Here is a 13,525-nt window from a genome sequence, read left to right on the forward strand (position 1 = left end):
CCGGGTAGCTGTTGGAGACCAGGTGTGTGGCGGACGGTTACGAAGAGCCTCCCAGGCCCCAGAAGCACCGGTGGTAGTGGAGGAGGGCGGTGTTGTAGATGTGGATGTCGCTGATCGAGCTGTTGGCGTATTCGCCGTAGTTGCCCAGGGCGATACGGCGGCCGATCTGGACAGGGCCGATGGCGTTCCACGACGTGCCGTCGAAGGCTCTGGGATCACTCCACCTTCAGGTGCTCCCCGCCCTGCCTACGCCGCTTTACTCACCGAGCGGCTTCTCGCCCCCTGAATCGGCTCCTGCGTCCGCGTGGTCTCGCATGGTGCGGAACCTATGGAGCCCAACCTACGCCCCGGCCTCGCTGCACACCTGAAGGTGCGCAGTCCCCGCCTCCTGCCCCGGTACCTCCTGGATGTTCTGGACGTTCTGGACGCCCTGGAGGATGTCATGGAGGTCCGCGTCGGACAGTCCGCCTCCGGCCACGGCGGCGACGGTCCGTAGCACCGCCTCGTAGAACGCGTCCCGCACGGCGGGGCGCATGACGTCGGAGGCGTCGAGGCAGCGCGGCACCTCGGTCTGCCGGAACCTCTGGTAGATCGCGCGTGCGGTGGCATCCACTCTGCCGTGGCCGGCGACCTCCGTCATGACCGGGGTCATCGCCGAGTACATGGTTCCCTGGTCCGCCCACCTCTGCTGCCCGGCCTCGGAGAAGAGGGCGCGCAGCGCCTTGCGGGCCGGTTCCCGGTCATTGAAGAGGGCGGCGAAATCGCCGGACACCTCGTAGGCGCGGGTCCGGTAGGGCCCGCCCGGAAGCAGCGGTGCCGCGTCGGTGAGGCGGGCGCCGTCGTCACCCTTTGCAAAGGAGCCCTGGTGTTCGAGGGCGCACTTGATGTCCTTGCGGAAGGCGGTGCGGTTGCGCGGTTGCAGCGCGGCGGGGCCGCGCCAGTCCGTGATCAGTGCGTGCTTCGCACCTTTGCCGTTCGTGGCGAGGAACCCGACCCACTGCCGCCATGCCTCCCGGACCGGCCCCTTCGTCCACACGGTGCGGGCGTCCTTGCCGGTGCCGCGGGCCCAGTCCGCGTAGACGTCCGGTCCCGCCCGCTGGAGCAGGATGTCCTCGATCCAGTCGGTGCCGGGCCAGCCGGCGGCGCCGTCCTCGCCCATGCCGAGGCACCAGGAGGACAGGACGGCGGGACGGACGTTGCTGCGGGTCTGCCACACGATGCTCTTGAGGTTGGCGTTGACCGGCCACCAGTAGGTGGGGCTCTTGCCTTCCGGGCGCCAGGGGCCCGCATATCGCAAGCCCTTGACCAGGCCGTCGAGCGGCTTCAGGTGGTTCTCGGCGCGGTACTCGGCCAGTTCGCCGATGCCCGGCATGATCGCGATGTCGGGCGGGTCGCCGGCCTGCACACGGGAGAGCAGGACCTCGCGCTGAGCGGGGGTGCCCTGGTAGCTGATGCGGATGCCCTCGGCCTTCATGAGGTCGAGGAAGCGCTGTTCCTCACTGCCCGTCCACGGGCCGAGGACGGTGACGACGGAATCGCGCTTCAGGACCTGGGGGGTGACGATCGCCGCCACCACGGCCAGCGCGACCGCTGCCGCCGCGCTCCGGCGACGCCGCTTGGTGCGGGTCATGCGGTGCCAACGGCCGCGCGCCCATGACCAGTCGACCGGGCGCTCCGGGTAGTCGGTGGTGAGCCGGACGACGAGGCCGGCGACGGCGGCGCAGGTGACGGCCACACCCGCGACGACGTAGACGACGTTCCACCAGCCGAACGCGGACAGGTCGGGCAGGCTGATGGCGGCGACCTTCTGCTGTGCGTCGGTGAGGGCCTGGGCGTCTCTGTGCCGCGAGTCCTGCAGGGCGGTGCTCAGGATTTTCGTGAGGTGGGTGCGGGCGGTGTTCAGGTTCCCCGCGGTACGCCATGCCAGGAAGGCCGGCATGGCAGCCAGGGCCACGGAGCCGATGACGCCGACCAGGATCCAGGGGGCGAGCAGCCGGCCGCAGCGCCGACTGATGGTCCGGCACGCGAGACCCGCCGCGACGGCGGCGGCGACAAGCGCGGCCGCCACCGCCACCCAGGTGGCGGTCAACAGAACACCCAGGTCGGCGAGTTGATCAGCCCGGCGCCGTTCGGTGGTGGCGACCGAGTCGAGACGGGCGAGGAGGCCGGTGTTGGGGCGCTCCAGAAGGGCATGGGCCTCGGCGAGTTTCTCTCCCCGCATCTCGTCGTCCGCCTGGTACTTGACCGTGGCGAGCGTGATGGCGTTGTTGTATGCGGCGAGCAGGCCGTTGACCGCCGAGATGTCCTGGTCGATGCCGCTGCCGACGTGGTCCGCGAGCTGGGTGAGGCCCTGGTCCGCGGCGGCGAGCTGGCTCTGGGCCGTCTCGCCCGCGCCGACCGTGCCGGCGACATTGCGCTGGATCGAGTCCCGGGCCGCCTCGTCGGCGCGCAGCACGGCGAGTCTGACGGCCGCCGCGCCCCGCACGGACGGCGCGACCTCTTCGCGCAACTCCCTGGTTCTTGCGTCGAGTTGTGGCACGGCCACGACGGTGAGCAGAGAGACGCCGAAGGCGGCACAGCCCAGGAACACCCACAGGTGACGCAGCAACAGCCGACGCGTGCTCGGAACACTCCAGGCGTTCCCGGGCCGTTCGCGCCCCCGCCTCATGACAGCTCCCTTCCGCAGCGCACGCAGTACAGGGCCCCGGGAACGGACGGTTCCTTGCAGGTCGGGCAGGGGCCGGTGGGGCGCTGCCGGTCTGCCGTGCGCCTCGTGGTCCGCGCGGCCGACCGGGCGCCGAGGTGCAGCAGGGTCACACTGACCCGGTGGGAGTCGGCGGGCAGACGCACGCTGACGGATCCGGCGGCGGCGTCACTGATTTCGCCCCAGACCCCGATCTCGTCGAGCACCCAGCCCTCACCGAGCCGGTGTGCCACCGCGGCGGCCTGTCCCAAGTGGCGTTCCGCGTCGGCCCGTCGACCGCCTCCGAGGGCTTCGAGCCCCTTTCTGAGGTGCACGATCATCTGGTGCCGTGAGTCGAGGACGCGGCTGCTGCCGCCGGTCGTCTCGGCGTTCGTGCGCAGGACGGTCCGTGCGGGTGGGAGGCGGGGGTCACGCCAGCAGGCGGTGACGGCTTCGTGCAGGGACCCCAGCGACACCATGGCGAACTGGAGCTCCTCGCCGAGCGGATCCTCGGCGCCGTCGGCGCGCAGGTTGAGCAGGAACTCGCTGGTGGCGCCCGCCGGATCCCACGGCAGGGCAGGGAACACGTGACGGTGCGGTCCGGACGGCGGGTCGGCGGCGAGTTCGAGGTGCTCGGGCGTGAACTGGACGAAGGACTCGACGCTCACACCAGGGCGCACGGTGATCTCCAGCGGCAGTGCGGGCACGGCCCGGCGGCAGGCCCTGCGGACCGCCGCGGCGAGCGCGGCGGCGAAGTCCTGGCCCGCGGCGTCGGCCGTCCCCCGCAGACGGCCGGCGATCCGTTCCAGTGGCCGGTAGTCCCAGTGCTCGCCGACGGCGATCACCTCGCAAGCGAACTCGGCTCCGCAAGACTCCAGTTGGGCGGTGAGCGACGCCTCCTCGTATCCGGTGCTCCCGTCGGTGACCAGCAGCAGCCGGCACAGCGGCCGGTCGCAACTCGCGAACAGGCGCTGTGCCTCGGCCAGCCATCCGTCGTAGCCGAAGGATCTCGGTGAGCCGTCGGCGGCCAGCGGAGCCGCGCCCACCGCGAAGGCGGCGTTGATCCGGTGGTGCCGGTCGGCCGGCGCCCACGAGCCGGGCCCGGCCGGGTAGTAGCGCACCGGCCCGTCGCCGTGCCCTCTGCCCGCCGTGACCACGGCGAACGACACTTCCGAGGGCATGGCCGCGAGCGCATCGCGCATCGCGGCCACCATGCGCTCCCGGCGGTGTTCGGCGAGGTCGAGGGCGATGATCAGGACGAGTTGTCCGGGGTCGGCGTTATCGCCCCCCGCTCGGTCCGAGATGGTCACCTCCACCTGCGCGAGCAGCCTGACCGACTCGCCCGGTACGCGTATGTCCGGCACGAGATCGGGCTCGTCGACATGGACGACGAGCGAGGTGGTGTACGGCGCCGCGGTCCCGGCACCGCCCGAGGGGGGCGTCGGGACCTGCTCGGACGGAGTTCTCACCAGGGCCTCCTGCTGGGTGCTGCGGTACGGCGGCACGGACAACGCGCCCTCTCACGTCCACGTCGTCGGGCGGACGGCATGCGCGCGCTCCACCAGGGCCTCGCTGAAGCCCGCGTCGTTTGCGGCGAGTTCCAGGTAGTCGCGTTCCAGTTGGGCGCGGACTTCCACCGCCCGGCGTTCGACGGTGCTCGGTTCGCGCGCGGGGCGCCACCAGCGGCGCAGGCGGCGCCACAAGGTGGCTTCGCCCTCGCCGGTGACACCGTGGGCCAGGTGCAGCGCGGCGAGCTGGCACTCGTTGACCTCGATGCGCAGCCGCAGTTCGTCGAGCGGCGCGAGCACCAGTTCCCGTTCCTGCGACGGGCGGATCCGGTCGACGGCGTGCGCGGCGAGCACGGACTCGGCGGCGTCCGGCGGGGGCAGGTCGTCGGGGCCGGAGCCCAGGCAGGCGGCCCGGATCCGGGTGGCGGCCCGCTGCGCGAGAGTACGGCCGCGGGTGCCGGGCGGCACCCGTTCCAGGACGGCGAGCGCCTGGACGCGGTCGTGCTCCTCGAGGGCGAGGCGGGCCAGGCCCAGGGCGGCCCCGCAGTGCGCCGGATTGCGCAGATGCACCGCGTGGAACAGGTCGCGGGCCAGGGCCCGTGCTGCGGCGGCCTCCGCTGCCCCTGAATCGGTATGGGCGGTGCACTCGTGGACGTAGGCGATGGCGAGCTTGGGCGCGTACTCCCCCGGCAGGTCGGCGCGGACCCGCTCGAAACTCTCGCGCGCCTCGGCCAGGTCCGCCGCCCTGCCCGCAGGCCGCCGCCGGGCACCTGCGCCGTACCGGGCGAGCGCGATCAGCCCGCGGTGCCACTCCAGGCGCCAGCGCCGGACCTCCTCGGGCCCCGGGATCTCCTCGGCGCGGGCCAGCTCAGCCTCCGCCGCCGCGATGTCGGGGGGTGTGGGATCGGTGGCGAGGGCGACGCGGATGTTGTGCAGGCAGATTTCGGCGGAGGGCTCGCCGCCAGTGATCTGCTGGAGCCGCACCGTGCGGGCGTAGCCGCCGGTGACGCCGAACTCCGGGGTGCGCGGGTCGTCGGAGAACGGCTTGGGCACCGGGAGCCGCTGGGCGATCTCGACCGGCGTGGGCCGCCCGGGATCCAGAATCCGCAGGACGGGCGGGGTGCCGCGGCGCGGGCGGTTCCCGTCGCGACGCGCGAGGTCGGACGTCGTGGGTACGTCGCCGAGGCGCTCGCCCAGCCAGTCCGGCGACGGGTCGAAGTAGCCGGACGGTTCGGGCGAGCCGCCCTTGCCGCGCAGCGCCCTGATCTCCCGCAGGGCGCCGCGGAGTTGGTCGGCCATCTCCTCCGCGTCCTTGAACCGCGGTCCTTGATCCACCGTGCGCGTGGCACGGGCGATGACCGCGTCGAGCGAACGTGTGCCGAGGCCGGGCACGTTGTCGCGGACGGCAGCGGCGGCGAGGCAGCGCAGGGTCACGCCGACGGTGTGCAGGTCGTTCTCGAGGGTGAGTTCGTCGGCCAGTTCCGGCGCGTGGAAACCGGGCGTCACATGGGGCCGCGGCTCGGTCTGGTGGACCTTGCGCACACTGCCCAGGTCGATGACCTTGACGTGGTCGCCGAAGTGGACGACGTTCGACGGCTTCATGTCGCCGTACAGGAGGTCCTGCTGGTGCAGGTGGGACAGCGCCGTCAGGATCTGGATGCCGTACGTGGCGACGTGCTCGATGTCGAGTGTCTCGCGTCCGCAGCGGACCTCGTCGATGACGGACTGAAGGGTGTGGTCACCGACGTCCTCCATGACGATGTGGCCGCCCCTGACCTCGAGTTCGGGGTGCGTTGCGCTGTCGTCCCCCGATCTGGGAGCCTCGTAGGGGAGGAAGTCGCGGATCTGCACGATGTACGGGTGCCGGGTGGCGACGAGGGTGCGGCGCTCCAGGTCAGCGAGGGCGGCGCCGTCCGCGCCGTAGCGGTCGCGCAGGGTCTTGACGGCGACGAGGTCGCCGAGGTGGGTGTCCTCGGCGAGATAGACCCAGCCCTGACCGCCACGGGCGACAGGTCCCTTGATGTGGTAGTGGTCGCTGAGTGTGGCGCCCTGGGTGAAGTCGGGCCGCACGGCGTGCGGGTGGCCGCAGCGCGGGCAGTACTGTCGGTCGGGGTTGTCGGCGAGGACGGGGATCGTGGCACCGCAGTCCAGTGTGCGGCAGCGCTGAGCCTGCTCCGCGATATGGGCGCCGGCGGCGAGCCGTTCCTCGGATGGGCGCGGCATCCGGGACGGCAGTTCCAGCAACTGCCAGGGGCCCCGCAGCCCGTCGCCCAGCTCCGGCAGCGGCTGCGCGTCCCGGCGTCGGCCGCACCGGCCGCAGTACCCGGTCGGCAGGATCTCCCCGCCGCAGAGCCCTCCCCTGAGCCGCCGCTGACGGCACGGCTCCGTATTCACCCGCATGTTCCTTCCCCGTTTCCTTCGACGGCCGTCGGCACGCCGATGTCACGACGGCGGATCGCGCCGCTCAGCCGCGCCCCCGTCTGCGGGACACGCCTCCCGCAGCCCACCCGCCAACTCCCATGAGACGCCCGCTGTCCGCTCCCGTCCGACGACTGCCAACATCACCCCATCCTCCTTTCACTCACCCGCTACCCCTGGCCCTCCGCATACGTCGCCCGCAGCCGATCCGCCAACACCCGCAGGGCACCGAGCCGCTCCGTCGGGTCGACCATGACCGTGATCTCTTCGCGGCGTGCCATCAGGTCCGCGGTCGCGGCGGCCGCGTGGCGCAGGGACTCCGCGTCGACCATCCCTTTCTCGCGCGCCCGGCGGGCCTCCCACTCCTTCGCACGGACGAGCAGGTCATCGACGTAGGCGAACAGGGCGGGCTCCAGCACCATCTCGCGCACCTCCCGCCATCCGGGGCCGCCGCTGTCGCGGAAGACCAGCAGCAGCCGCACGCCGCACTCGGCGAGCCGCGCTAGCAGCGCGGCGAGGCGGGCGGGGCTGGGGGCCTCGTCCACGCCGTCTACGAGGAGGGTGATGCCGGGCTCGGCTACCGGCAAGCCACCGGCTGGGCGGGTACCCCGGCCGAGCAGCCATTCCCGGCAAGCGGGGTAGCCGCCGGGCGCGAAGGCGAGCGCCCCGCCCAGGAGCCGGTCGACCAGCTCGGCCCGGGAGGCGTCGGCAGGCCGGTGCACCCTGTCGGCGAGATGCTCCAAGTGGCGCAGGGTCCGCTCCCGGCCGCCCTCGCGCGCGATCACGCTGATCTTGACCGGAGGGCCGGACGGGTCGGCCAGCCAACGCCGCGCACGTTCGTCGAAGCCCCGGTCCCATGCGTCGGGATGCGCCAACTCGCTTACCACAGAGCTGAGTTCGGCCATGCGCGCGACGGGGATCATGTACGAGAACGCCAGCACGTTGTCCTGCGCCTGCGGTTTGTCCAGGTCACCCCGCCAGCTGACCACGATCCCCACCACGACCGGCCCCCCTCCGTCCGCGGGCACGGCCCACACCCCGGCCCCGCTGAACCCGCCGCGTACCACTTCCCTACGGTGGCGCGCATCGAGCTCCACCCGGCGCCCGCTCAGGCCGCGCACGGTCCCGATGAGCACCATTCCGTCGTCGAAGCGCTCCGGGTACCCGGTGACGGTGACCGCGAGACCGGCGGTGAGCTCGGTCGACAGGGAGGCCGGGCGGGCTTGCGGGCGCGGGCTGTCCAGGCGCAGCACCGCGACGTCCTCACGGTCCCCGTCCGGCAGGTCCGGCAGCCAGCCGCCGTCGGCGACGCGCGCGGCGACCGGCTCGACGCGCGTGTTCTCGACGAACTCGACCCATATCACCGCGTCCGGGTCCCGGACCACATGCGCGCAAGTGAGCACAGTCCGCGCGTCGATGAGAACGCCGGCGCCCCGTATCGCGCCCGCCGCGTCCCCCGACCGCAGGCGCACCCGCCAGTCCGCAGCCAATCCGGCCATCCCCTCACGCTACGCACCACGGCCCGCCGGGACTAGACTTGTGCTCCCGTCAGTGTCAGCCAAGCGCCGTACTAGGGAAAAGACTTGACGAACAATCAGTCAGAGCCGATCGGTCTCGCCCAGGCCATCGACTCGATCCGCACGGAACTGGCGCAGGCGGAGCGCGACGGCGTGGGCAGTGACTGGCGGTTCACCGTCGAGCAGGTGAGCGTGGAGTTCTCGGTGCAGTTCCACCGGGCCGGTGAGGGCGGTGCGGGGTTGCGCCTGGGCGTCGTGGAGGCGCGCCTCGGCGGCGCGGTGAGCCGTGACTCGGTGCACCGAGTGCAGATAGACCTCAAGCCGGCGCCGACGCAGAGTGGCATCGAGCGTGTGGTGGGCCGGTAGCCCCGGCCACCACACGCTCGGCCGGTGGTCGGCTCCCGCAGTGGAAGCGCGCGTTCAACCGCACCCTGCTCGACGAACGGGTCTACCTACGGCCCTACACCACCAACCAAGAACGGGTCGAAGCCCTGGCAGACTTCCTCCACACCTACAACCACCACCGCTGCCACACCGCACTCGGCGGCCACCCACCGATCACCCGTGTGAACAACGCTTCAGGTCAATACACCTGGTGCCCGTGGCAATCATCCGCGCCATTGAGCAGGGCAAGCCTGTTGTCAAATCACAAATCCTCGGGGGTCGGTTGGCCAGCGCGCTGCCGAACCCCAGTCAGCGAGCAAAGTTATTTGTCGCCGCTCCCGTAGCCCCTTCGGTCACTGAGGCCCCAAGGTCCGACGAATGCGGCCAGGGCGGAATCCTGTACTTCGCCCGCCACGACACCTTCACCGCCGCGGGTTCAAAGGAGTCCATGGCCGACGGGTCGTTTGCCCCGATCGACCTCGCTGTCGCCGCGCAGCGCCGCAGCCTGCGCGCGGATCGTCCACTGGTCTTCTTCAACGCCTGCAGCAGCTCGGGTGAAATCGGCTGGTTCGGCGCCACGCTCGGCTGGGCTCCGGAGTTCCTCCAAGCCGGAGCAGCGGCGTCCATCGGCACCCTCTGGCCGGTGCGCTCCCAGACCGCCCTCCAATTCGCAGACACCTTCTACGACCAGCTCATCACCCACCGCAAACCGCTCGGCCACGCATCGTTGACGGCCCGCAAGGCCATCCACGTCCAGGACGGCGATCCCACCTGGCTGGCTTACGCCATCCACGGCAACCCCGCCGTCACCGCCCACACGCAGGCATGAAGGAGCAAGGCACGTGATCGACCCTGTCTTCGTCATCCACGGTGTCGCCAACCGTGATCCCTCGGGCTTCACCACGGCCGTCGCGTCCCTCCAAGCAGCCTCGGGCATCGAGATGCATCCGGTGTACTGGGGCGACCTCGGCGCCGAGGACATGGCGGACTCTGCGTCGGACTGGGCATCGCTGGGTAGGGCCCAGCCTCCGCGCAGCCCGTGCCGATCGCTGGAGGAGCGTGCGGAGGGGGCACTTCCGCTGTCCGAGATGGCAGACGTATCCGGCTCGCCCGTGTCCTCGGCTTCCTCCGCCTCGGTGGCCCCCGCGTCGCCTACGCCCGGAGGGCCGTAGTCGGCGATGAGCGAGCGAAGGTCCGCGGCGAACGCCCCGTCTTGATCCAGGAGACGGAGCAGGTCGGTGACCAGCTCCTGTTGGTACGGCTCGTACAACCGCAGTCGCGCGGCCAACTGCTCGGCCCCGCGAAGGGACTCGAGACTGCGCAGAATTCCCGCCCGCACCTCTTCTGACGACGCCTGTAAGAGAACCTGTGCGGCCCAGACCGCCAGGTTCTCCATCTCTGCGTCCATTCGCTCCCCCCTGGTCGCACGACTCCCGAAGACAACGGTACTCACCGACCTCCCCCAACCTCCTCGCCGGCCGTTCGCGAGACCAGGACGGCCAGCCACGGTCGGCCCGACAGTCTCTTGGCACTGCCGGTCTCGTCGTGTCAGAAGTGACCCCGCCTCTGATCGGCGGTAACGGGGGGCGACGCAGTGGGCGGCGGCATCGGCTGCGCCCTGTATACAGAGAGCCCAGCGGTGCGGTGGTCGTGGGTGCCCGTGCAGGAAGCGCTGAGCACGGGTCTCTCAGGAGCACATACCCTTGGCTCATGACCAGCAGCAGCGACCGGAGCCCCGCAGTGGACGTTCAAGGATCTAAGAGCTATGAAATCCGCACCTACGGGTGCCAGATGAACGTCCACGACTCCGAGCGATTGTCCGGGCTGCTGGAGGAGGCCGGATACGTCCGCGCCCCCGAGGGCTCCGACGGCGACGCGGATGTCGTCGTCTTCAACACCTGCGCCGTCCGGGAGAACGCCGACAACCGCCTCTACGGCAATCTCGGCCGCCTCGCCCCGATGAAGACGAAGCGCCCCGGCATGCAGATCGCGGTCGGCGGCTGCCTCGCGCAGAAGGACCGCGACACCATCGTGAAGAAGGCCCCCTGGGTCGACGTCGTCTTCGGCACGCACAACATCGGCAAGCTGCCGGTCCTGCTGGAGCGCGCCCGGGTGCAGGAAGAGGCGCAGGTCGAGATCGCCGAGTCGCTGGAGGCGTTCCCCTCCACGCTGCCGACCCGGCGCGAGAGCGCGTACGCGGCCTGGGTCTCGATCTCCGTCGGCTGCAACAACACCTGCACCTTCTGCATCGTCCCGGCTCTGCGCGGCAAGGAGAAGGACCGCCGCACCGGCGACATCCTCGCCGAGATCGAGGCCCTGGTCGCCGAGGGCGTCTCCGAGATCACCCTGCTCGGCCAGAACGTCAACGCGTACGGCTCCGACATCGGCGACCGCGAGGCCTTCAGCAAGCTGCTGCGCGCCTGCGGCACCATCGACGGCCTGGAGCGGGTCCGTTTCACCTCCCCGCACCCCCGTGACTTCACGGACGACGTGATCGCGGCCATGGCGGAGACCCCGAACGTCATGCCTCAGCTCCACATGCCGCTCCAGTCCGGCTCGGACACCGTCCTGAAGGCGATGCGCCGCTCGTACCGGCAGGACCGATACCTCGGGATCATCGAGAAGGTCCGGGCCGCCATCCCGCACGCCGCGATCACGACGGACATCATCGTGGGCTTCCCCGGCGAGACCGAGGAGGACTTCGAGCAGACCATGCACGCGGTCCGCGAGGCCCGCTTCACCCAGGCCTTCACCTTCCAGTACTCCAAGCGGCCCGGCACCCCGGCCGCGACCATGGAGAACCAGATCCCCAAGGAGGTCGTCCAGGCGCGTTACGAGCGTCTCGTCGCCCTTCAGGAGGAGATCTCCTGGGACGAGAACAAGAAGCAGGTCGGCCGCACCCTGGAGCTGATGGTCGCCGAGGGCGAGGGCCGCAAGGACGGCGCCACCCACCGCCTCTCCGGCCGGGCCCCCGACAACCGTCTGGTCCACTTCACCAAGCCCGACCAGGAGGTCCGCCCCGGCGACGTCGTCACGGTCGAGATCACCTACGCCGCCCCGCACCACCTCCTCGCCGAGGGCGCCGTACTGGACGTGCGCCGGACCCGCGCGGGCGACGCCTGGGAGAAGCGCAACGCCGCCGAGGCGGCCAAGCCGGCGGGCGTACTGCTCGGGCTGCCGAAGATCGGGGTACCGGAGCCGCTGCCGGTGGCCTCGGGAAGCGGCTGCGGGTGCGACTGACGGCCTGCCACAATACGGGCGGAAAGGAGCATCACATGTTGCCGTACCGAGTCGCGTTCACCGAAGAGGCCGCCCACGTGCGCGACAGCCTGCCCGCCGACCGGCGTGACGTGCTGGAACGCGGCCTGGCCATACTGGTGACCGACCCGCGGCACAAGCTCTCCCACCCCGTCCGCGGCGACGAGACGACGCGGGAGATCGCCCTCTCGCGCAACCTCTTCATCGAGTACGTGATCAGCGACGGCAAGCTCGTCGTGTTGGTGCTCACGTTGATCGACCTGACCGACGTGCTGATCGAGGACTGACCATGGGCGGCCGCCGCTGACTGACCTTCGGCGGCCGTCGCCGCTACCCTGCCGATCATGCTTGTCGCCGCCGCAGTCTGCCCCTGCCCGCCGCTCCTCGTGCCCGAGGTCGCCGCGGGTGCCGCCCCCGAGCTGGACGTCGCCCGTGCCGCCTGCGCCGACGCGCTGGGCGTGCTCGCCGCCGCACGGCCCGACCTGCTGGTGGTGGTCGGGCCCGCGGAGAAGCCCGGGCGAGGCGTGTTCCCGCAGGGCAGCCGGGGCTCCTTCCGCGGCTTCGGCGTCGACGTCGACGTACGGCTCGGGAGCGGCGAGGCCGGTGAGCGTGAGCTGCCGGCCTCGCTCGCCGTCGGCGCCTGGCTGCTGGAGCGCACCGGCTGGGCCGACGCGCCGATCGAGGGGCTGGGCGTGGGCGAGCCCCTGGAGGCCGAACGGTGCGTCCGTACCGGCCGGGAGATCGCCGGCCGGGCCGCGCGGGTGGCGATGCTGGTCATGGGCGACGCCAGTGCCTGCCGCACCCTCAAGGCGCCCGGCTACCTCGACGAGCGGGCGGCCCCCTTCGACGCCGAGGCGGCCCGCGCGCTCGGCACCGCCGACCTCGCGGCGATCACGGACCTCGACGCCGACCTGGCGTACCAGCTCAAGGCCTCGGGCCGGGCCCCCTGGCAGGTGCTGGCCGGCGCGGCCGAGGACGCGGGCCTCGTCGGGGCGCTGCTCCACGACGACGCGCCCTACGGCGTCTGCTACCTCGTGGCGACCTGGTCCTGACCACTTCGCGAAACGGCGGACGGCCGGGAGTCGGGTGACTCTCGGCCGTCCGCCGATCTCCGTGGTCCGCCCGGCTCAGGAAGCCGGCGGCGGGCCCTCCGGCCGGGTCGGCGCGGTGGGGTCGGTCGCGTCCGGGTGTACAAACCGGTCCATGGCGCCCTTGGCCCTGCCCGTACCCGTCTGGATCTTGTCGCTGTACTTGCCCTTGGTCTTCTCGTCGACGACCCGCGCGGCCTTGTCGATGCCGTGCTGGAGCTTGTCGATCTTGTCCTCGTGCTGCTGCGCGAGGTCAGAGACCCGGTCCTTGGCCGGGGCGAGCTTGGCCTTCAAATTGTCCAAAAGACCCATGGCTACCTTCCCTATGGCTTCCCTCGCGGGCCGCTATGTGCGGGCGCCCTCGCCGACCTCGTTGTCGGCGGCCTCCTTGGCGGACTGCTGCTTGGGGATCTCGGTGCTCTCGTCGCCGGCGACCGCGACGGGCTCCGGTTCCGTCCGCACCTCCGTGCGCCCGCCGCCGTCCTCGCCAGGCTCCTTCGCCGCCGTCGCCCCGGCCGCCTCCTCCGCCGCGTTCTCCGCTGCGCTCTCCACCGCGTCCTCCGCCGTGGACCCGGCCGGCTCGGTGCCGACCGGCGCCTCGGTGTCCGGCTCCTCCGTGACCTTCGACTTCTTCCCGAGGAATCGTGCAAAAACGCCCATATCCACTCC

Annotated in this window: 12 protein-coding genes and 1 pseudogene; 7 read left to right on the forward strand and 6 right to left on the reverse strand. The window is 71.4% G+C overall.

Translation table 11 applies throughout. From position 1 onward, the window contains the following. Positions 1-340 precede the first annotated feature (340 nt). The 4 genes from AB0D59_RS41925 to AB0D59_RS41940 form a co-directional block, all read right to left on the reverse strand. Positions 341-2,668, reverse strand: coding sequence for an extracellular solute-binding protein (locus tag AB0D59_RS41925; protein ID WP_362576537.1), 2,328 nt, complete (start codon positions 2,666-2,668; stop codon positions 341-343). Beyond that, positions 2,665-4,152, reverse strand: coding sequence for a hypothetical protein (locus AB0D59_RS41930; RefSeq protein WP_362576538.1), 1,488 nt, complete (start codon positions 4,150-4,152; stop codon positions 2,665-2,667). Before AB0D59_RS41930 ends, AB0D59_RS41925 begins: the two co-directional genes overlap by 4 nt. A gap of 51 nt (positions 4,153-4,203) precedes the next feature. After that, positions 4,204-6,591 (reverse strand): tetratricopeptide repeat protein, encoded by a 2,388-nt coding sequence (locus AB0D59_RS41935; protein WP_362576539.1) that lies wholly within the window; start codon positions 6,589-6,591, stop codon positions 4,204-4,206. A 188-nt stretch (positions 6,592-6,779) separates the two neighbouring features. Then, a complete protein-coding gene (locus tag AB0D59_RS41940) occupies positions 6,780-8,108 on the reverse strand; it encodes a serine protease (RefSeq protein ID WP_362576540.1) in 1,329 nt (442 codons plus the stop codon). Between the two features lie 84 nt (positions 8,109-8,192). Here AB0D59_RS41940 and AB0D59_RS41945 point away from each other — a divergent pair, with 84 nt between their 5' ends. From AB0D59_RS41945 to AB0D59_RS41975, 7 genes and pseudogenes are all read left to right on the forward strand, one after another. Continuing rightward, positions 8,193-8,492 carry a trypco2 family protein gene (locus tag AB0D59_RS41945; protein ID WP_362576541.1) on the forward strand — a complete coding sequence of 100 codons (300 nt, stop codon included), beginning with the start codon at positions 8,193-8,195 and terminating at the stop codon, positions 8,490-8,492. Between the two features lie 53 nt (positions 8,493-8,545). Further along, positions 8,546-8,716, forward strand: a pseudogene (locus tag AB0D59_RS41950) (integrase core domain-containing protein); the annotation flags it as partial. Between the two features lie 11 nt (positions 8,717-8,727). Then, positions 8,728-9,339, forward strand: a complete 612-nt coding sequence (locus AB0D59_RS41955; protein WP_362576542.1) for a CHAT domain-containing protein — start codon at positions 8,728-8,730, stop codon at positions 9,337-9,339. A 13-nt stretch (positions 9,340-9,352) separates the two neighbouring features. Next, a complete protein-coding gene (locus tag AB0D59_RS41960; RefSeq protein ID WP_362576543.1) occupies positions 9,353-9,682 on the forward strand; it encodes a hypothetical protein in 330 nt (109 codons plus the stop codon). Between the two features lie 538 nt (positions 9,683-10,220). Beyond that, on the forward strand, positions 10,221-11,750 hold the full coding sequence (gene miaB / locus AB0D59_RS41965) for a tRNA (N6-isopentenyl adenosine(37)-C2)-methylthiotransferase MiaB (RefSeq protein ID WP_362576544.1): 1,530 nt from the start codon (positions 10,221-10,223) through the stop codon (positions 11,748-11,750). 35 nt (positions 11,751-11,785) lie between these two features. Then, positions 11,786-12,055: a hypothetical protein gene (locus tag AB0D59_RS41970; protein WP_362576545.1), complete on the forward strand. Its 270-nt coding sequence runs from the start codon at positions 11,786-11,788 to the stop codon at positions 12,053-12,055. A gap of 57 nt (positions 12,056-12,112) precedes the next feature. Continuing rightward, on the forward strand, positions 12,113-12,820 hold the full coding sequence (locus tag AB0D59_RS41975) for a class III extradiol dioxygenase subunit B-like domain-containing protein (RefSeq protein ID WP_362576546.1): 708 nt from the start codon (positions 12,113-12,115) through the stop codon (positions 12,818-12,820). 75 nt (positions 12,821-12,895) lie between these two features. Here the strand turns inward: AB0D59_RS41975 and AB0D59_RS41980 are convergent, their stop codons facing one another. Both AB0D59_RS41980 and AB0D59_RS41985 read right to left on the reverse strand, forming a co-directional pair. Continuing rightward, positions 12,896-13,168: an antitoxin gene (locus tag AB0D59_RS41980; RefSeq protein ID WP_362576547.1), complete on the reverse strand. Its 273-nt coding sequence runs from the start codon at positions 13,166-13,168 to the stop codon at positions 12,896-12,898. A gap of 33 nt (positions 13,169-13,201) precedes the next feature. Further along, entirely contained in the window at positions 13,202-13,516 is a 315-nt protein-coding gene (locus AB0D59_RS41985; RefSeq protein ID WP_362576548.1) for a hypothetical protein, read from the reverse strand. Positions 13,517-13,525 lie beyond the last annotated feature (9 nt).

This window comes from Streptomyces sp. NPDC048417 (assembly GCF_040651615.1).
GTDB lineage: Bacteria > Actinomycetota > Actinomycetes > Streptomycetales > Streptomycetaceae > Streptomyces.